The organism is Bacillus sp. AFS088145, from assembly GCF_002564465.1.
In the GTDB taxonomy this organism is placed as follows: domain Bacteria; phylum Bacillota; class Bacilli; order Bacillales; family Bacillaceae_G; genus Gottfriedia.
The window spans coordinates 147,219-166,799 of the sequence record NZ_NUUX01000009.1; the positions used below are offsets into that span (position 1 = coordinate 147,219).

The window sequence follows — 19,581 nt, forward strand, 5'->3', positions numbered from 1 at the left end:
AATTACATATTTATACTCCTTAAGGTAACGCTATGAAAATGATGTTTGAACTTGTTTTTCTAAAAATTAGCTCTTATTTATTTTTAACTTCTTAAGAATAAACAATTACTAAAATTTGTTGATCTTATAAAACCGCTTAACATTAAAATCATTATTAGATCATCTAAAATTCTAAAAGGAGTTCAATAGTTTGAACTCCTTTAATTTTATTTAGAGAGATATTTTATTTTCCTTATAATCTAATTGTTTTGAATGCGCCATTTTATAGGCCATCACTCCAAAAAATATTCCTGCCAATCCTCTGAATATCGTTGAAATAATCATCGCAATATTCATACTGAATGATTCGAGTAAAAACACACCAAATTGTGGAGCGATGAAGGCAACGATTGAAAGTAGGAAATTATAATTGGCAATATAAGAAGTGCGATGTTCTTCTTCGGTAGCTTCTAGTAAGCTATTAAATAATATTAAAACTGTACCAGATACAAAAAATCCGGATGTAAAGTTTACAATAAATAAGTATACATAATTTGTTGATAAAATATTTAAAATAGGTGCTGAGGCCATTCCGATTGAAATCCAAATTAATAATTGAGTATTACTATAACGGTTCGCCATCTTTGCCCACCAACGAAAACTTACGATTTGTGAAAGTTGGTTGCTTACTGTAAATAAACTAATCCAAAAAGCAGTTGCATGAGCAAATCTTATTTGATAAATCGAAAATAATGACCAGGCCATTTGCCACGCGAAGTTAAAAAATAGTGCACAAACTAAAAATGAGATATAGGGTTTATACTGAAAAAGATGTTTTGAGAAAGGAGAATAGTGATTAGAAATTTCAATTTTTTGCTTCTCCTCTTTATGTTTTAATATATAAAAGAACTCAATCATTCCGAATATAAATGCGAATAAAAAAAGTAATTGATATGGAAGGGCACTTTTTGGGCTGATAGATTTCATACATATTCCTGCTACAAGCGTTACAATCATTCCAGTAAAGGTAAGTATTCTATTTCGATTGCCAAAAAATGTGTTTCGACGATCTGCTGGAATTAAATCACCAATAAATGCTTGCCAGCCTAAATTTAGAAATGTGCCGGGAAAATTCATTAATGCAATTAAAATAACAAAAAACCATGCGATATGCTCTGATTTAACAAATGGAAGAAATACCATTATTAATAGAAAAAAACGAGTAAAGAAAATGGAGTAAGCAGTGAATTTTCTTTTTTCTTCTAACTTATTAACCATAAAAGCAGCTGGGAGCATTGCGGCCATTCCGACAATTGAAGGTAAGGAAGAAATTAAACCAACTTGATAATTGGTAGCACCTAAAATTGCTATAGCAAACAAAATAAAATAGTTATTTGATAAACTGATTGCGATTGTAGATGCAGCTCCATTTTTAATGCTCTGGGATTCATTGTGTAGCACATCCTGTTTACTGTAAATCAACTGACGTTCCTTCTTCCTTTGTATTAATTTCCTAATTTTAAACAAAATTCAAAATAGAATATTTGATTTTAAATTTTTAAATAATTCATTAGAACAATAGCATATTTATTCATTAAATACTATGTTTTAGAACTAAGTTTTAATGTAAAATAATGGCTTTATCTTGAACAGAAATTCCCAAAAATTAGCTATTAATTTCAGTGTTTAAAAATTGCATTTTATAATAATTTTTAATAAAATAGAATAATCTGTCTGATGTAATAAGAATCATATTTTAAACATATTAAATATTGGAAAGAACATTTTTTAATAGTTAAGCCATACTAATATTAAAATTGACGTAAAAATAATTTATTTATTTCATCGTCAATTTTTTATTGCACTTTAAAGATAGTATAAGTTGGCAGCGATGATGAGTAGTCGACGTAGTAGCCAATTCTAGGAGTAAAGTATAAGTGCACCAACGTTTCTGACTTCGCTTTAAAGGCTGGCCAATCGACAAGTTTTCTTTATTTACATATGAACAATATAAGGCAAGGAGAAGAGACATATGTTTTCACCAGTTTACAAAGTAAATGATGATGGAGAAATTTACTTAAGTACAAAAGGCTTTTCAGTAACCTACGACCAATTTAAAGAGGATGAACAAGGGAACGCATATGTAATCGTAAAAAGCGATGAAGAACCACTAATTAGAGTAAAACTACTTCTACATAATATTGGTAATGCAAAAACACCAGAATTAGAAGTAAAAAACAAATCTGGATTAGGTCAGGTGGAAATAAGATTACTTCGAGTAAAAATTAAAAAATTTAAAAATGGATGGGGAGCAAAAATTGCTCTATCAAATGGAGAAGTGACGATTAAAGGTGATATACCTAAACACGTCAAGATCCAAGTAGTTCGAAAAGTTAAGTTATCGTAATTTTTTTATTTAATAATACCAATGAATTAGAGTTCCATTATTTTTTGTACTTATTATGTTTATGCGTTTAATTTTTAAAAAAACTAATTTATCGACAAGTAGCAGGTTATTTAAAATATTATCTTCCTTCTATTAGTCTAAATTGAAATTATATTAATCAAATAAAACAGGGAATCTGAAACAATTTAGCCCCTACCTAATAGCCTGAGTTCTTTATTAGAACTTGGGTTTTCTTTTAATCATCTTGATTAGTTATATATAATTTTGTACTACAATCTTTTATTTAAGAAAAATGAATAAAAAATGTTCAGAATGTAGTATATAAGAAAGGATTTTATATGCTTCGAAAAATATGTAAAAGATCAAAATATAAAAATAATATTTTCTAATAGACTTTATTAATGATAATATTTTAAAAAATGAGTTGTAAGATCGAATCAACTGAATTGAATAAAGATGAATAAATAATGTATATATCTATACTGTTATTTAAGGATGTGAAAGAAATTAATATTGAAAATATAGAAGCGTTTATCCATGTAATTCACTATGGTAGCTTTAACAAAGCTGCAGAATCACTTTTTCTGTCACAACCAACTGTAACAGCTAGAATTCAATCGTTAGAAAGAGAATTAAATTGTCAGCTTTTTCACCGTACGGGTAAACAAGTTAATATAACAGAAGAGGGGAAGCGCTTCTTACCATATGCTCAACAATTAGTTCATATATACGAAAAAGGGAAGATGCACATTAATCAAAAAAAATCACACAATAATGAATTGAAAATTGGCTGCACCGTTTCGGTTTCAAACTATGTTATTTCAGAAATACTGCCAAAACTTTCAGTAAGTAATGAAGATTTACATTATAAAGTTATTACAGGTAAGAGTGATGAACTAATTAATAAAGTGTTAAATAATGAAATTGATATAGGTTTTGTTCGGAAAACTAGTCACCCTAGCTTACAATCAATTAAATTATTTGAAGATCCTATTACACTTTATGTTTATAAAGATCATCCATTTATTTCAAGAAAATCAATTACAATTCAAGATATTGCTCAGGAGAATCTAATTTTCTTTGAATGTGGTTCTTTGGATTGGCTGAGAATACATCGATTATTTGAAAATTTAGATGTCCCCCCAAACATAAGAATTCACACTGATAGTTCAGAGATGGCTAAAAAGCTTATTTTAGAGCAATTTGGAATTGCTTTCTTACCAAGTATAAGTGTAAAGAAAGAAGTTAATGAAGGATTGCTATATCCAATCTATATTGAAGAGACAAAAGGAATTTATCTACAAACAAATATTTTCTGTAATCGTGGAGAGTATTCAGATTTAATGAATGAAATAGTTAATTTAAGCAAAGAGTTGGTGAAATAGCCAACTCTTTTTTTTATAACAAACTAATAAATAGAAAGAAATATAAGAATTGAGGTATCTCAATCAACTATATCGTATAAAGGGATCACTAAAATTAATGAGCTAATTCAAATATTTAATAAAACGATAGAAAAGTTCTATTGAAAATTACGTTGACTAAATATTCTGTCAGTGATAAAGTTTATAACAATTAATTCCTAGTTAACCAATAAGAAATATTGGTTTTAAGATTATAAGGAGGGAAATCATTGAAGGATATCGTCATTATTTCAGCTAGTTCGTCACCAAACTCAAGATTGAATGGCATACTCCAATTTGTAAAAGAAAAGTGGGTTAAAGAAGGTAAGAATGTATGTGAAGTAAATGTTGGTGATTTACCGCCGGAGTCTTTAATTAAAAGTGATTTTAATAATGAAAAAATTAAAGAGGCACTTAATAAAATTGAAAATTCGATTGCTGTTGTTATTGCAGGACCTGTCTATAAGGCATCTTATTCGGGGGTATTAAAAACATTTTTAGATTTAATACCTCAGAGTGGTTTGAGAAATAAGGTAGTCCTTCCTATCTTTATTGGTGGAACAATTGCTCATTTACTAAGTTTAGAATATGCATTAAAACCAGTCCTCTCTGTTCTTGGGGGAAATCATTTTGTTTCTAGTGTTTATGCAATTGATGATTGGGTAATAAGAGATGATCAAAATCATTTTTCATTATCTAATGAATTAGTAGAAAGACTAAATAAAGCAACTGAAGAATTATCAGAAGAATTAATTTGGTTAGCAGTAAGACCCTAAAAAAATTATCAGAAATGAGGAATTGAGAATGAAAAAGTTTGTGATTACACTTGTATCCTTGGCAGTCGTAGTTTTAATCATTACATTTGCTTTAAAAAATAAAGATAAAGAGGCAGCAACAGCTACTGGTTCAAAAGTTCAAAGAATTGTTGTAGGTACTGGTACACAATTTCCAAATGTGTGCTTTATCGATAAAGATGGAAATCTAACTGGTTTTGACGTTGAACTTGTAAAAGAAATTGATAAAAGATTGCCAGAATACAAGTTTGATTTAAAAACATATGAATTTTCGAGCTTATTGCTAAGTCTAGAAACTAAGAAAATAGATTTTGTTGCTCACGAAATTGAAAAAAATCCTGAGAGGGAAGAAAAGTATTTATTTAACAAAGAAGCTTATGCGCATTGGAAAAATAAAATCGTCGTTGCAAAAGGTAATAATTCGATTCAATCAATTGATGATTTAAAAGGTAAAAAGGTTTTAACATCCGCTACAAGTGCAGAAGCACAAATTCTTGAAAACTATAATAAAGAGCATAATAACGCAATTAAAATTGTTTATCAGAATGGTGGAGCAAATGACACTGTGCAGCAAATTACTTCAGGGCGTGTAGATGCTACAGTCTCTGCAGATTTTACCTTATCTTTGATTGATCCAAAAGGCGAATTGAAAGCAGTAGGGCCAGCTTTAACCGAGGCTGATGTATTATTTGCCTTTAGAAAAAATGATACAAAAGATCAAAAATTAGCAGATGCAATTGACGAAGCACTATTAAAAATAAAAGCTGACGGAACACTTGCTAACTTAAGCAAAAAGTGGTTAGGTGCTGATTATACAGAAAATTAAAGCTAAAACCAAAAGGGTGAGAAAGAATGGGTGCTGATTTTAAAGCTGGATTGATCTTTGAATATTTTATTAAATTACTACCTTTTATAAAGATTTCATTAATCATTGTAGGGAGTTCTATTTTAGTAGGGTTAGGTGTTGGCTTACTTGTAACCTTACCTAGAATGTATAAGGTACCAATTTTTCAAAGAATCTCGCAAATATATGTTTCATTTTTTAGGGGAACTCCTATTTTAATTCAATTATTTTTAATTTATTATGGCGTACCTGAGCTATTAAAACTAGTAGAAGTAGATGTTAGTAGAATTGATGTTTTATATTTTGTCATTTTAACATACGGATTACACAGTGCAGCTTTTATTTCAGAAGGTATTCGTGCATCAGTTAGTGCTGTAGATAGAGGGCAAATTGAAGCAGCGTATTCTGTTGGAATGGACGGATATCAGGCTTTTAAGAGAATCATAGCACCACAAGCATTCGCAATATGGATCCCTATTTTAGGAAACTTATTAATAGGAACACTAAAAGATACATCATTAGCATTTACTCTTGGGGTAATGGAGTTAACAGGGCAATCACAAACATTAGGTTTACTAAATCGTCATTTTATTGAATCCTATCTTGCACTTGCTCTCGTTTATTTTATTTTAAGTGTTTTCCTTGAAAAAGGATTTATCTTATTAGAAAACCGATTTGGAAAATATGAAAGATCAAGTGTTGAAAAGAAAGATAAAACGTTTAAACTCCGTAACTTATTTGGAAAAATGAACCGCGATGTCGTTGTTGTGAAAGAAGGAACGAGATTATGAAACTAGATTTCTCATTTATTTGGGAGGCATTTATACAAATACTACCTGCAATTCCGACTACACTTTTCATAACCGTTTTGTCAGTCCTGATTGGTTTTGTAATAGGAACTTTTACAGCTATTGTTCGTATTTATAAAGTTCCAATATTGAGTCAGGTAGCATCTAGTTACGTTACGATTATTCGAGGGACACCGATGATTACGCACTTGTTAATTATTTATTATTCAATCTCAATGCTTTTAGATTCACTTGCTAAACATGAACATTTTGCTTTTAATTCATCATCAATTCCGATGACGGCTTTTGCAATTATTTCCTTTTCTATTACAGCAGGTGCGTATTTATCTGAAGTGGTTAGAGCTGGAATTACAAATATCGATCGAGGACAAATTGAAGCTGCTTATTCAGTTGGTATGACAACAACACAAGCACTAAGAAGAATTGTATTTCCACAAGCCTTCGCTGTAAGTTTACCAAATTTATCAAACACATTTATTGGAATGCTGCATGGATCAACTTTGGCATTTATTGTTTCTGTTGTGGATATAAATGCAAAGGCACAAATTGTAGCTTCTACTAATTGGAAGTTTTTTGAAGCATATATTGCAGCAGCACTAATTTTCTGGGGAATTACATTAGTCATTGAAAGAATGACAAGTTTATTAGAGAAGAGATTTAGCGTCTTTAGTCGAGGGGGAGTGAAATGATTACTTTAACGAATGTAACAAAGTCCTTTGGAAAAAATCATGTGTTAAAAGGTATAGATTTAACGGTTAATAAAGGCGAAGTCGTCGCAATTCTTGGACCAAGTGGATCAGGAAAAACAACTTTACTTCGTTGTATAAATTATTTAGAGAAACCAAATAAAGGAAAAATTGCAATAGACGATTTTAAAGTAGATTTTAGTCAAGCATCAAAAAACGAAATTCTATCATTGCGCCAGAAAACAGCAATGGTATTTCAGCAATTTAATTTATTTAAAAATAAAACAGTTGTAGAAAATGTAATGGAAGGATTAATAGTAGCTAAAAAATGGTCCAAGGAAGCTGCATACAAAAAAAGCGCTGAGTTACTTGAGAAAGTAGGCTTAGGAAACAAGTTAGATTCTTACCCTCTACAGTTATCCGGCGGACAGCAACAAAGAGTAGGAATTGCTCGGGCGCTTGCTTTAAATCCAGAGGTTATTTTATTCGATGAACCAACGTCTGCCTTAGATCCTGAATTAGTAGGTGAAGTATTAGCGATTATACGCAAAATAGCAAAAGAAGGAATTACAATGATTATCGTTACACATGAAATGGCATTTGCTAGGGATGTTGCTAATCATGTTGTGTTTATGGACGGCGGCATCATTGTTGAAGAAGGGGATCCTAAGGCTATCTTTCAATCACCTAAAGAAGAAAGAACAATTCAGTTTTTAAAACGATTTTCAGAGGAAGACATGTACTATATTTAAAAAATGGAGGAAAGAATATGGGACTTAAATATGGATTCTTAGATCAAAGTATTATTTTTCCAGGTCAAACTGCAAATGAAGTACTTATAAACACTATAAATCTAGCAAAAGAAGCTGAAAGATTAGGATTTAATCGATTTTGGGTATCTGAGCACCACAATTCACAAGGAATTGCTGGATCATCTCCTGAAGTGCTTGTTTCTCATATTCTTGCTAAAACTGACCGAATTTCGGTTGGTTCAGGTGGGGTAATGCTACAGCATTATAGCCCGTATAAAGTAGCAGAAAACTTTAATGTATTAGCAAATTTGTCTCCTAATAGAGTAGAACTTGGGATTGGAAGAGCACCGGGAGGATTTCCAAAATCAAGTCTGGAGCTGCAAAAAAACTTGAAAGAACCTCAATCTCTTGAAAAGAAAATTGATGAACTAGAAAATTTTTTATACCAGGATGCATCAGAAGTAAGTTCATTTGATTCTTTACAAGCTTCTCCATTACCACAGATTAGAGTTCCGCTATTTTTATTAGGAACAAGTGTATCAAGTGCAGAATTTGCAGCTAAAAAGGGCTATCCATATGCATTTGCATTATTCATAAATAATGACTCAGTGGCAGCAAAGGAAGCAATCAAGGCTTATCATCATTCATTCAATCATCAAAGTGGTCGAAAACCCAAGTTTATTTTAGCCTTGTCTACGATTGTAACTGAAACGGAAGAGGAAGCACTAAAATTATCAGATCAATTACAAACTGTGCGAGTTACATTAGGGAATGGGCAAATTGTAAATGTGGGTACGCTTGAGCAAGCAGAGATTTACGCTAAACAAGCAGGCCAAACCTATACTACAGAAGTACGAGAGGCGGATGTTCTAAAGGGAACAAAAGAAACTTTCCAAAAAAGAGTTTTTGAATATCAAAAAGAATACGGTATTGATGAATTTATTTTTACATCATTAATTCCAGATTTTGAACGAAGAGTTCGTTCGCTTCAATTAATTAAAGAGGCTTTTACAGAAATTACAGTTTGACTTAACAGTTTAGGAGTTGAAAACTATGCAATTTGATCTATCTGATGCGCTACTTGAAAAGCTAATTCAAATAAGAAGGAGTTTACATGCAATTCCAGAGTTAGCGTTTGAAGAATATGAAACAACAGCCACCCTTGTTCAACTTTTAACAGAGTATAACATACAAATCCTTTCTTTACCGTTAAAAACTGGTCTTGTTGCTGAAATCGGTGATGGTACGAAGGGTCCTACAATTGCAATTAGAGCAGATATTGATGCACTTCCAATACAGGAGGAAACAGGTTTATCTTTTTCTTCAAAGATTCCTAATAAGATGCATGCTTGTGGACATGATTTCCACACAGTTGCAATTTTAGGTACAGCTATTTTATTAAAGCAAATAGAAAATGAGTTACCCGGAAAAATACAAATCATTTTTCAACCAGCAGAAGAAATTGGTAAAGGTGCTTTAGAAATTCTTAAAACAAATGTATTAAAGGATACAAAAGTGATTATTGGTATGCATAATAAACCGGATTTAACAATTGGAACTGTTGGAATAAAGTCAGGTCCTTTAATGGCAGCCGCTGATGGATTTACTGTTGAAATAAATGGGAAATCGAGCCATGCAGCGGTACCTGAAGCTGGGCTAGATTCAATTCTTACTGCATCACATATTGTTACGTCGCTTCAATCGATTGTGAGCCGTAATATTAGTCCACTAGAAAATGCAGTTGTAAGTGTAACAAAATTCCATAGTGGTAAAGCATCAAATGTGATCGCAGACAAAGCGGTTTTTAGTGGGACGGTTCGTACTTTTAAGAAGGAAGTCAGACAGACCATTCAAAATCGATTAAATGAAATTAGTAAGTCTGTTGGTGATGCTTTTAGAACGGATGTTCATACGATTTGGAATCCTGGTCCACCCCCTGTTGTTAATGATGAAAAATTAGCTCGAATTGCAAGAGATGCAGCAAGTAAACAAGGCTTATATGTGATTGAGCCGTCTGTATCTGCAGCAAGTGAAGATTTTTTCTATTATTTAGAAGAGATTCCAGGTTTATTCGTATTTTTTGGAACTTCAGGAAAATATGAGTGGCATCATCCTAAATTTGATCTTGATGAGAAAGCAATCCCGTTAAGTATTAGATTTTTTACAGATTTTTCGATCGCAATACTGAATGAACTTTCTAAAAGTGTAGTCAAAATATAGGAGGAAATAGATGAGTACTTTATCAATTGAAATAAGTGAATTTAATCAACTTTATGATTTACTATCGCAAAAAACTTTCAATCTTCCAAAAGAGAAACTGCATTGGAAGAAAAATGAAAGATCGTGGAGTATTTTAGAAGTGCTAACTCATTTATTAGATCATGCATTTGTAGTGAACTTTCGACTAAGGGAAGTTTTAGCTGGATCAAGTGCTCAATTACCTGCTTTTAATCAAGATAAATGGATTGCAGGGCAATATGCAAACGATGGAAATATTGCAGATGTACTAGAAACATACCGTGTTATTTTATATTACAATAGTCAATTGCTTAAAAGACTAACAAGTGATGATTGGAAGAAGAGCGGAATAAACCCTCAAAATGCAATCGTTACAGTTGAAGACATCATTAAATCTTTTATCTCACATGTTCATCTTCATTTAAAACAAATACAACGTATTTTGTATGAATACAGCTTAGTTTAATTAGAGGAGGTAGGTTATGTCTTCAAATCGTTTAATTATTAGAGAGTCCCAACCAAATGAAATAGATAAAATAAAAAAAGTGTTAATCGATGCGTATGAACAATATGCTGCTATTCTTTCAAAAGAACAATGGGAAAACTATAAAAATAGTATTATTGATGCAACTGATAACAGCCACACTAAGACAAAGCTTGTTGCGATTGTCGATAATGTTCTATTAGGTGCATGTTTTATCTATGACTCTGCTGAAAAAGCATATGGATTACCTGAGTTAGAGATTAATTATCCTATTATTCGCTTAATAGGTGTTTCCCCTAAAGCAAGAGGATTAGGGATTGCGACAGAATTAATAAAAGCAAGCTGCAATCTTTCATTAGAGTGGGGAACAGACAGAATTGTTCTTCACACATCAGATATGATGAAATCTGCTATTAGTTTATATGAAAAAATTGGGTTTCAACGAGCTAAACAATATGAGTTTATGAATGGAGATATACTTGTAAAAAGCTATGAACTAAATATTAAAGATACGGCAATTTTATTAAATTAATGGAGGGGAAAAAAATGACAGAAAGAAAAAAACTAAAGCTTGGAGCACTAGTTCATGGAGTAGGAGGCAGTATGTCTGGCTGGCGTCATCCAGAGGTTCAAACGGACGCAAGTGTAAATTTTTCCTATTACCAAGAGCAAGTGAAATTAGCTGAGAACGGAAAATTTGATTTAGTTTTTATTGCAGATGGATTATATATAACAGAAAAGTCGATACCACATTTTTTAAATCGCTTTGAACCAATTACCATCTTATCGGCATTAGCAGGAGTAACAAAGAATATAGGCCTAGTTGGTACGCTCTCAACTACTTATAGTGAACCATTTACTGTAGCGAGACAATTCATGTCAATTGATCATATAAGTAATGGGCGTGCAGGATGGAATTTAGTTACTTCTCCACTTGAAGGCTCTGCTAAAAACTATAGTAAAAATGGTCACCCTTCACATGATGATCGATATAAAATTGCAGAAGAGCACTTAGAAATAACTAGAGGTCTATGGGATTCTTGGGAAGATGACGCGTTTGTTCGAGATAAAGAATCAGGTGTATTTTTTGATCCGAAAAAGCTACACAGATTAAGTTATGAAGGGAAGTATTTTCAAGTAGAAGGTCCTCTTAATATCGGACGCTCTAAACAAGGTCAACCAGTAGTGTTTCAAGCTGGATCTTCAGAGAGCGGTAAGGAATTAGCTGCTAAAGCAGCTGACGCAGTATTTACTGGTCATGATAATATAGAAGAAGCTAAGCAATTTTATAAAGATGTAAAGGATCGGGCAGTAGCATACGGCAGATCAAAAGATGATATCGTTATTTTCCCTGGCATTGCTCCAATAGTTGGGCAAACTGAAGAGGAGGCAGAGCAAAAATATTTAGATCTTGTTAATTTAACAAGTATTGAAAATGCATTGGATTATTTAGGTCGTTTCTTTGAGCATCATGACTTTTCACAATATCCTTTAGATGAACCTTTCCCAGATATTGGTGATTTAGGGAAAAATAGTTTTAGAAGTAATACAGATAAAATAAAGAAAGATGCGAAAGAAAAAGGTTTAACACTTAGACAGGTAGCATTACAAGCTGCTACTCCTAGAAGTGCATTTATTGGCACCGCGGAAAAAATAGCTAATCTAATTCAAGAGTGGTATGAACAGGAAGCAGCTGACGGTTTAATGGTATATTCGGCAATTCCAAGTGCATTAAAGGATTTTACGGAACAAGTCATACCATTATTACAGGAACGAGGAATCTATCGTACAGAATATGAATCGTCTACTTTGAGAGGAAACTTAGGATTACAAATTCCTCAAAATCGTTATATTACTAATCTAGTTAAAAACTAATCTTAAATTTTATCGAAAACCATCTTAGACAGGTGGTTTTTTTTATGATTTTTATTCTAAAACAGTCAAAATTAATTAGTTGTTAAGTAAAATTTAAGGATTCTATTACATAATTCAATTAATTGAATTTAAGGAGTGGAATCAAGATGGAAGATTTGGAATCAAATTTAGTAGAAAAAAATCAAAAAACGAATTTGAAGAATCGTTCAACTATGGGTGCGTTTTCGCCTAAAGTCATTTCTATTTTATTAGTTATCAATTTAGTAATTGGCATTTTTACGTTAATTGGAATCGGCTATTTAAGTTATAAAAATAATAATCGAACGGAAATGATGAGAAACTTCCGAAATGGAGGAGGATTCCCACAAAATGGTGGCGGAGGTTATTTCAATCAACAACCAGGAGGTTCATCAGGTAGCAGCAATTAAGGATTATAAAAACTTCAAACTACAATCGGTAAAGTTGAACAAGATTCAAATATACAATTACAATTTTTAATCGAATCATTCGTACTTAGCTCGTTTGGTGGTATGATAAGTGTAAGTGTAACAAAACTGTATTCAATTACAGTTATTGCATTCCATTTACCTGTTATCTTATTATCATTTACATTTTCACTATTAGTTGGGGTGATTTTTTAGGGTATTCCTTGAAGAACTTCAAATATGGGCCAATTCAAGCAGTACGATTTGAATAAATAAAGGGGAGCGTTGTTATATGATGAACGCTTCTTTTTAGTCTAATGGAGGCAAAAAAAGTGAGAATTTTAGTTGTGGAAGATCATATAGAAGTTTTAAATTCAATCGTTGAATTATTATCAAATGATTTTAAAGTAGATAAGGCTTTAGAAGGAGAAGAAGGCTTTTTCTTGGCGATGCAAAACATTTATGATGTGATTGTATTAGATGTCATGCTGCCTGAGAAAAATGGTTTTGAAATTGTTAAGGACTTGAGAAAAGTAGGGGTACATACACCAGTTCTTTTTCTAACTGCCAAAGATTCACTAGAAGATCGTGTTGAAGGATTAAACTTAGGAGCGGACGATTATTTAGTAAAACCATTTCAAGGGCCGGAGTTACTAGCAAGAATTTATGCATTACTTAGAAGAAGTGGTAAATTAACAATTGATAGTAAATTGAAGTATCAAGGAATCATTTTAAAAGGAAAAGAGCATCCTGTTGAAATAAATAATGAATCGATCCATTTAACAATTAAACAATATGAGTTACTAGAATACTTTATTCAAAACCAAGGCAAGATTTTAATGAAAGAACAAATTTTTGATAGAATTTGGGGATTTGATTCTGATACGACTGTTGCGATCGTTGAAGTATATGTACACCAACTCCGAAAAAAACTAGAGCCATTTAATTATGGTAGTATGATTAAGACAGTCAGAGGAATCGGATATATTATGAAAGATGACTAGGTGAAGAGATGTTTAAGAAAACAAAAATTCGATTAACGATTATTAATTCAGTAGTATTTATCTTAATAATTGGAATCCTTTCTTTCATTATTTATTCATATACAAATAATCGTTTATATAAAGAAGTTGATCAATCACTTTTATGGAATATTAATCGGATACAAAATAGTGATAATCCAAATCGTTTACCAATTTCCAATCGAGATCCGCGTGTTTTAATGATCATGTGGGATGAAAATAAAAAATTAGTAAATCCCATGCCAGGTATGAATGCGATTATTCTACAAGATGAACTTAAATATCCTACAAAAATAAACGAAATCTATAATGATAAAATCGGTGATATGAATTATCGAACAATCTCAATTCAAGGTGAGACAAATCGAGGGAAAATTACACTACAAATATTACGAAATATCGACTCCGAAAAGGATTTAGTTGATACATTATTAATCATATTAATCGTTGGTTGGGTTTTGGGAAGTGCATTATCAGTTGTAGCAGGTTATATTTTGGCTGGACGTGCACTCGTACCAATAACAAACGCGTGGCAAAAACAACAAGAGTTCGTATCAGATGCTTCTCATGAAATTCGAACGCCTTTAACGGTCATTCAATCACGTTTGGAGTTATTGCTTAGAGAGCCAGGCGCAACAATCGAAGAAAAGGCACAAGACTTTTCAATTATGTTAAAAGAGAATAGGCGCCTTTCCAAACTAGTAGCAAGCTTATTAACCTTAGCTAGATCAGATTCAGGGCAAATACAATTAAATAAAAAAATATTCTCTTTAAATGAATTATTAGAAGAAGTTGTTTCACACTTCACTGAAATCATTTCATTTCAAAGTAAAGAAATATTTTTATCTATTAAAGATACGTATTTTTATTTTGGTGATCAAGAAAGAATTCACCAATTACTTGTGATTTTAATCGATAATGCAATGAAATTTACAAACGAAAATGATACGATTCAGATTAGCTGTAAACAAGTGAAAAATAATTTTCTAATTAAGATTATTGATAGTGGAGTGGGTATAAAGGAAGAAAACCTTCCTCGAATATTTGACCGTTTCTTCCAGGAAGATGTCTCACGTACATCCAAAAATGGAATTGGACTCGGATTATCAATTGCAAAATGGATTGTTGAAGAACATGGTGGGAAAATCAAAGTTCATAGTAAAAAAGGAGAAGGCACTAGTTTTGAAGTATCTTTACCGATTATGCCCTCTTCAAAAAACAGTTAAATGCCAAGACATCGTAGCTACTTAAGAAAGTCATTTGGTGATTTCCCAAGAAAATAAAGTCTATTTCCGACATTATTTCCTAAGAAATAACGATAAACTACAATAAATTAATTAAATCAAAAGAATTTAATATTAAGTGAGAAAATCTACTGAACTAAGTAGGTTTTTTTTATGTAAGAATAAATGAAGGATTTCCAATACATTAATTGAGGAATGAAAGGAATCATTAATTATCGAATAGAATATGTATTTAAAAGATTAAATGTAATATTCTGGAGCTTTTTTATATAATTAGTTGTGTCTTAAATGAGTAAACCATAATTTAATAAATGGTGTTTGCAAATAACAACCTTCTACCGTTACAGTTATTAGTTCTTTGATTTAGTTCCTGCTTTTCTGAGATTAAAGTGTGGAAATCAACATTCCTCTTTAAATAGATACTAAGTCGCATTTTTAAATCACACCGACATAAAATAATAGTAAGGAGGTCATTTGAGATGGAAAAATATATTTTATCACTTGACCAAGGGACGACTAGCTCAAGAGCAATTTTGTTTGATAAAAAAGGTAAGATTGTACATACAGCTCAAAAAGAGTTTACACAATATTTTCCACATCCAAGTTGGGTAGAGCATAATGCAAATGAGATTTGGGGTTCAGTACTTGCGGTCATTGCAACGTGCCTTGCAGAATCAAATATTCGTCATGATCAAATTAGTGGAATTGGGATTACTAACCAACGTGAAACGACTGTAGTTTGGGATAAACAGACAGGGGCTCCAATCTATAATGCCATCGTTTGGCAATCAAGACAAACAGCAGAAATTTGTGAGGAACTGAAAGCGAACGGTTATGATTCAATCGTTCGCGAAAAAACGGGCCTATTAATTGATGCTTACTTTTCTGGTACGAAAGTAAAATGGATTCTTGATAAAATTGATGGTGCTAGAGAAAAGGCTGAGGCAGGAGATTTATTATTTGGAACGATTGATACTTGGTTAGTGTGGAAGCTTTCTGGAGGCAAGGCACATGTTACAGACTATTCAAATGCTTCTAGAACGATGATGTATAATATTCATGAATTAAAATGGGATAAAGATTTATTGAAAATATTGGATGTTCCGGAGTGTCTTCTTCCAAGTGTCCGCCCTTCTTCAGAAGTATATGCTAATACTGTAAGTTATCATTTTTTTGGAAGTGAGATTCCAATTGCTGGAATAGCTGGTGATCAGCAAGCAGCTTTATTTGGTCAGGCCTGTTTTGAAAAGGGAATGGCTAAAAACACATATGGAACCGGATGCTTCATGCTTATGAATACGGGAAATCATGCTGTTAAATCAAATCATGGATTATTAACTACAATTGCATGGGGAATAGACGGAAAAGTTGAATATGCACTTGAAGGAAGTATATTTGTTGCAGGTTCTGCTATTCAATGGCTACGTGATGGTTTAAGAATGATTAAAAATGCTGTAGATAGTGAGAAATATGCTACTAGGGTAACCTCATCTGATGGAGTTTATATTGTACCTGCTTTTGTAGGTCTAGGAACACCATATTGGGATAGTGATGTCCGTGGAGCAGTTTTTGGGTTAACAAGAGGTACATCTAAAGAACATTTTATCCGTGCTACATTAGAAGCTCTTGCATATCAAACAAAAGATGTGCTTACAGCAATGGAGGCGGATTCAACTATTTCTTTAAAAACGTTACGAGTAGACGGGGGAGCTGTTAAGAATAATTTCTTGATGCAATTTCAAAGTGATATTTTGAATGTCCCTGTCGAACGGCCTTTAATAAATGAAACAACAGCCTTAGGTGCAGCATATTTAGCTGGCTTAGCAGTTGGATTTTGGAAAAACCGTGAAGAAATAGCCGGACAATGGCAAATGGATCGATGCTTTGAACAACAAATGACAAATGACTTAAGTAATGAGCTTTATTCAGGCTGGAAAAAAGCAGTTAATGCAACTTTAGCATTTAAATAAGTAACCCACTAAAATAAATTTTAATTGTAAACTCTAGGACCTTTCTACATGCAGATATAATTGTAGCGGTCCTTTTTCATTTTAGATTGATTTCTTTTGTGCCGGCTTTTTAAGACAACTAGAAAATTTGTTGAAGTGAGGTTTTACAATGAAAGAACAATTTTCAAGTTTAAATAGGAAAAGGATTAAGAAAACATTAGCTGAAAAAGAGTTCGATTTATTAGTAATTGGCGGAGGAATAACAGGTTGTGGTATTGCACTTGATGCAACTACTAGAGGGATGAGTACCGCTCTAGTTGAGATGCAGGATTTTGCATCGGGCACATCTAGCCGTTCTACTAAACTAGTTCATGGTGGTTTACGATATTTAAAACAGTATGAATTTAAAATGGTAGCAGAAGTTGGTAAAGAACGTGCAATTGTTTATGAAAATGGTCCACATGTGACTACACCTGAAAGGATGTTACTTCCCATCTATAAGGGTGGAACTTTTGGTAAGTTTACTACATCTATTGGCCTTAGATTATATGACTACTTAGCTGGTGTAAAAAAAGATGAGCGGAGAAAAATGTTAAATCGAAGAGAAACGATCGAAAAGGAGCCATTAGTCAAAAGAGAGGGGCTTAAAGCTGGAGGATATTACGTTGAATATCGAACGGATGATGCTCGCCTAACAATTGAAGTTATAAAAAAAGCAGTTGAACACGGAGCACAGGCGATCAATTATGTAGAAGTGACAGATTTCATCTATGAAAAGAATAGAATAGTAGGAGTTAAAGCAATCGATTTAATAACGAAAGTACCTTTTACAATTCGGGCAAAGAGGATTGTTAACGCAACCGGACCATGGGTTGACCAGCTTAGGGAAATGGAACGATTAGAAAGTGATAAAAATCTTAGACTAACAAAAGGGGTTCATTTAGTAATTGATCATAAGAAGTTTCCTTTAAATCAGTCTGTCTATTTTGATACGGTGGACGGTCGGATGGTCTTTGCAATTCCAAGAGATGGAAAGACTTATGTTGGTACAACAGATACATTTTTTGACCGAGATACCTCTAATCCAAAAGTAAGTAATGAAGATCGGGAATATATATTAAACTGTGTTAAGTATATGTTTCCAACATTAAAGCTGGAAGATACTGACGTTGAATCAAGTTGGGCTGGCATTCGTCCTTTAATTTTAGAAGAAGGTAAGGATCCTTCTGAAATCTCAAGAAAAGATGAGATTTGGGAATCATCCACTGGGCTAATTTCAATAGCTGGGGGAAAGTTAACAGGCTATCGTAAAATGGCGGAGACAATCGTAGACCTAATTTCAAGAGATAATGAAAATCGATTTAAAGAATGTCAGACCAAAACTTTACCAATATCCGGTGGTGATGTTGGGGGCTCAAAAGGTTTTAATTATTTTAAAAAACGATTTTCATCTGCTGGTATCGCAATTGGATTAAGTGAATCAGATTATAAAAGATTAAGTGGAATATATGGATCGAATATAGAACATTTAATGAATATATCATTTAGTGAATTGAAAAATGATACTAATCTACCACTATCATTATTTTTACAACTAGAATATGGAATTCAAAACGAAATGATTGTAAAACCAGTCGACTTTTTTATTAGGAGAACTGGATTTTTATATTTTCAAATTAATCTAGTTAATAAGTATAAAGATGAAGTGATTCGATATATGGTGAATAGATTAAGTTGGAATAAGTACCAAACTTTAGAATATCGTTTGGAATTGGAAGAGCAAATAAAAAATGCAGTTTCTCCTTCTGATGAATGATGTTTAAAAATAGGTTCCTAAATTAAGAAGACCCAGACTGTTTGAAAGCGAGAGTTCATCAACAACCTGGGTATTTTTATTATCTTGAAACAAATTTATTTTCCGTAATCCAAAATCTCCATGGATAGTCCCTCGCTTCACCGGTATTTTCAATACCGATTCTAGGTCCACTACTAATATGTTCTGTTTTAATTCCTTCTTTGATGTAAACGGGTGGTAGCCAAATCGGTTTTCCATAAGACTCCATCGTAATATTCAATGCTTTTGTAAGCTTACCTGGTCCATTCGTTAAATTAGAAATGGGCTGATTTTTTCGAAATTCGATCATTTTTTCAATTCCGTCCAAAGGTTCTAGTGCTCTAATTAATATTGCATTAGGTATGCCAACTTCCCCGCAAACAACATTTATTAAGGTATGAGTGTGCATTTGATAAGTATAGATGAATCCTGGCTCATGAAACATAATTTCTGTCCGTTTCGTACGTCGGTTTTGAAAACTATGTGCAGCACGATCATCTGGGCCCATATATGCCTCGGTCTCTACGATTATTCCAGAAAGTTCCAATTCATCAGTACGATGAACTAATATACAGCCCAATAGCTCCTTTGCTAATTGTAAAGTTGGTTTTAAAAAGAAATCTTTTTTAATTGTCGAATTCATAATAAACTCCTCGAAATTTGATTGATAAAAAGAGAAAATGTATTTTCTTGTCACCATAATAAGAATATGTACCTATTCCTAATGTTAAAAAATCATTAAAAATGGATTAAATAGATTAAGTGAACCATTAGAAATTATTCATAATTACTCATTGTACAATACCCCTTAAGCTAGTACTATTTAATTTGTTAGA

Annotated in this window: 19 protein-coding genes; 17 read left to right on the plus strand and 2 right to left on the minus strand. The window is 32.4% G+C overall.

Features of this window, described 5'->3' with window-relative positions; all coding sequences use genetic code 11:
* Positions 1–210: 210 nt before the first annotated feature.
* Positions 211–1,461 (minus strand): MFS transporter, encoded by a 1,251-nt coding sequence (locus tag COI44_RS06740; RefSeq protein ID WP_179887033.1) that lies wholly within the window; start codon positions 1,459–1,461, stop codon positions 211–213.
* Positions 1,462–2,011: 550 nt separating this feature from the next.
* On the opposite strand from COI44_RS06740, the gene COI44_RS06745 reads away from it, so the two are divergent.
* From COI44_RS06745 to COI44_RS06825, 17 genes are all read left to right on the plus strand, one after another.
* Positions 2,012–2,386, plus strand: a complete 375-nt coding sequence (locus tag COI44_RS06745) for a hypothetical protein (protein ID WP_056471423.1) — start codon at positions 2,012–2,014, stop codon at positions 2,384–2,386.
* A gap of 506 nt (positions 2,387–2,892) precedes the next feature.
* Positions 2,893–3,771 carry a LysR family transcriptional regulator gene (locus tag COI44_RS06750; RefSeq protein ID WP_098427292.1) on the plus strand — a complete coding sequence of 293 codons (879 nt, stop codon included), beginning with the start codon at positions 2,893–2,895 and terminating at the stop codon, positions 3,769–3,771.
* Between the two features lie 248 nt (positions 3,772–4,019).
* Positions 4,020–4,565, plus strand: coding sequence for an NADPH-dependent FMN reductase (gene ssuE / locus COI44_RS06755; protein ID WP_098427230.1), 546 nt, complete (start codon positions 4,020–4,022; stop codon positions 4,563–4,565).
* A 28-nt stretch (positions 4,566–4,593) separates the two neighbouring features.
* Positions 4,594–5,409, plus strand: a complete 816-nt coding sequence (locus COI44_RS06760) for a transporter substrate-binding domain-containing protein (protein WP_098427231.1) — start codon at positions 4,594–4,596, stop codon at positions 5,407–5,409.
* Positions 5,410–5,435: 26 nt separating this feature from the next.
* Positions 5,436–6,218 (plus strand): amino acid ABC transporter permease, encoded by a 783-nt coding sequence (locus tag COI44_RS06765; RefSeq protein ID WP_098427232.1) that lies wholly within the window; start codon positions 5,436–5,438, stop codon positions 6,216–6,218.
* Positions 6,215–6,925: an amino acid ABC transporter permease gene (locus COI44_RS06770; protein WP_098427233.1), complete on the plus strand. Its 711-nt coding sequence runs from the start codon at positions 6,215–6,217 to the stop codon at positions 6,923–6,925. The genes COI44_RS06765 and COI44_RS06770 overlap by 4 nt, the downstream gene beginning before the upstream one ends.
* Positions 6,922–7,674 (plus strand): amino acid ABC transporter ATP-binding protein, encoded by a 753-nt coding sequence (locus COI44_RS06775; protein ID WP_098427234.1) that lies wholly within the window; start codon positions 6,922–6,924, stop codon positions 7,672–7,674. Before COI44_RS06770 ends, COI44_RS06775 begins: the two co-directional genes overlap by 4 nt.
* Before the next feature lie 17 nt (positions 7,675–7,691).
* Positions 7,692–8,702 (plus strand): LLM class flavin-dependent oxidoreductase, encoded by a 1,011-nt coding sequence (locus COI44_RS06780; protein WP_098427235.1) that lies wholly within the window; start codon positions 7,692–7,694, stop codon positions 8,700–8,702.
* 25 nt (positions 8,703–8,727) lie between these two features.
* Complete coding sequence (locus COI44_RS06785) at positions 8,728–9,894, plus strand: amidohydrolase (RefSeq protein WP_098427236.1); 1,167 nt, start codon at positions 8,728–8,730, stop codon at positions 9,892–9,894.
* A gap of 10 nt (positions 9,895–9,904) precedes the next feature.
* Positions 9,905–10,378 carry a DinB family protein gene (locus COI44_RS06790; RefSeq protein WP_098427237.1) on the plus strand — a complete coding sequence of 158 codons (474 nt, stop codon included), beginning with the start codon at positions 9,905–9,907 and terminating at the stop codon, positions 10,376–10,378.
* A 16-nt stretch (positions 10,379–10,394) separates the two neighbouring features.
* Entirely contained in the window at positions 10,395–10,928 is a 534-nt protein-coding gene (locus tag COI44_RS06795; RefSeq protein WP_097976595.1) for a GNAT family N-acetyltransferase, read from the plus strand.
* Between the two features lie 14 nt (positions 10,929–10,942).
* The gene (locus COI44_RS06800) at positions 10,943–12,271 is read left to right on the plus strand and encodes an LLM class flavin-dependent oxidoreductase (RefSeq protein WP_098427238.1); all 1,329 of its coding nucleotides are present in this window, start codon (positions 10,943–10,945) and stop codon (positions 12,269–12,271) included.
* 146 nt (positions 12,272–12,417) lie between these two features.
* Positions 12,418–12,699, plus strand: coding sequence for a hypothetical protein (locus tag COI44_RS06805; protein WP_098427239.1), 282 nt, complete (start codon positions 12,418–12,420; stop codon positions 12,697–12,699).
* Positions 12,700–13,028: 329 nt separating this feature from the next.
* Complete coding sequence (locus COI44_RS06810; protein ID WP_142329235.1) at positions 13,029–13,700, plus strand: response regulator transcription factor; 672 nt, start codon at positions 13,029–13,031, stop codon at positions 13,698–13,700.
* Between the two features lie 8 nt (positions 13,701–13,708).
* Positions 13,709–14,944, plus strand: coding sequence for a sensor histidine kinase (locus COI44_RS06815; RefSeq protein WP_098427241.1), 1,236 nt, complete (start codon positions 13,709–13,711; stop codon positions 14,942–14,944).
* A 497-nt stretch (positions 14,945–15,441) separates the two neighbouring features.
* Entirely contained in the window at positions 15,442–16,932 is a 1,491-nt protein-coding gene (glpK, locus tag COI44_RS06820; RefSeq protein ID WP_098427242.1) for a glycerol kinase GlpK, read from the plus strand.
* A gap of 148 nt (positions 16,933–17,080) precedes the next feature.
* Positions 17,081–18,727: a glycerol-3-phosphate dehydrogenase/oxidase gene (locus COI44_RS06825; protein WP_098427243.1), complete on the plus strand. Its 1,647-nt coding sequence runs from the start codon at positions 17,081–17,083 to the stop codon at positions 18,725–18,727.
* A gap of 79 nt (positions 18,728–18,806) precedes the next feature.
* Here the strand turns inward: COI44_RS06825 and COI44_RS06830 are convergent, their stop codons facing one another.
* Positions 18,807–19,388, minus strand: a complete 582-nt coding sequence (locus tag COI44_RS06830) for a DNA-3-methyladenine glycosylase (RefSeq protein ID WP_098427244.1) — start codon at positions 19,386–19,388, stop codon at positions 18,807–18,809.
* Positions 19,389–19,581: the final 193 nt, after the last annotated feature.

Excerpts from the sequence above, each read along its gene's own strand:
- COI44_RS06745 (WP_056471423.1), top strand. The coding sequence starts at position 2,012 with ATGTTTTCACCAGTTTACAAAGTAAATGATGATGGAGAAATTTACTTA.
- COI44_RS06760 (WP_098427231.1), top strand. The coding sequence starts at position 4,594 with ATGAAAAAGTTTGTGATTACACTTGTATCCTTGGCAGTCGTAGTTTTA.
- COI44_RS06765 (WP_098427232.1), top strand. The coding sequence starts at position 5,436 with ATGGGTGCTGATTTTAAAGCTGGATTGATCTTTGAATATTTTATTAAA.
- COI44_RS06770 (WP_098427233.1), top strand. The coding sequence starts at position 6,215 with ATGAAACTAGATTTCTCATTTATTTGGGAGGCATTTATACAAATACTA.
- COI44_RS06775 (WP_098427234.1), top strand. The coding sequence starts at position 6,922 with ATGATTACTTTAACGAATGTAACAAAGTCCTTTGGAAAAAATCATGTG.
- COI44_RS06780 (WP_098427235.1), top strand. The coding sequence starts at position 7,692 with ATGGGACTTAAATATGGATTCTTAGATCAAAGTATTATTTTTCCAGGT.
- COI44_RS06785 (WP_098427236.1), top strand. The coding sequence starts at position 8,728 with ATGCAATTTGATCTATCTGATGCGCTACTTGAAAAGCTAATTCAAATA.
- COI44_RS06790 (WP_098427237.1), top strand. The coding sequence starts at position 9,905 with ATGAGTACTTTATCAATTGAAATAAGTGAATTTAATCAACTTTATGAT.
- COI44_RS06795 (WP_097976595.1), top strand. The coding sequence starts at position 10,395 with ATGTCTTCAAATCGTTTAATTATTAGAGAGTCCCAACCAAATGAAATA.
- COI44_RS06800 (WP_098427238.1), top strand. The coding sequence starts at position 10,943 with ATGACAGAAAGAAAAAAACTAAAGCTTGGAGCACTAGTTCATGGAGTA.
- COI44_RS06805 (WP_098427239.1), top strand. The coding sequence starts at position 12,418 with ATGGAAGATTTGGAATCAAATTTAGTAGAAAAAAATCAAAAAACGAAT.
- COI44_RS06815 (WP_098427241.1), top strand. The coding sequence starts at position 13,709 with ATGTTTAAGAAAACAAAAATTCGATTAACGATTATTAATTCAGTAGTA.
- glpK (WP_098427242.1), top strand. The coding sequence starts at position 15,442 with ATGGAAAAATATATTTTATCACTTGACCAAGGGACGACTAGCTCAAGA.
- COI44_RS06825 (WP_098427243.1), top strand. The coding sequence starts at position 17,081 with ATGAAAGAACAATTTTCAAGTTTAAATAGGAAAAGGATTAAGAAAACA.
- COI44_RS06830 (WP_098427244.1), bottom strand. The coding sequence starts at position 19,388 with ATGAATTCGACAATTAAAAAAGATTTCTTTTTAAAACCAACTTTACAA.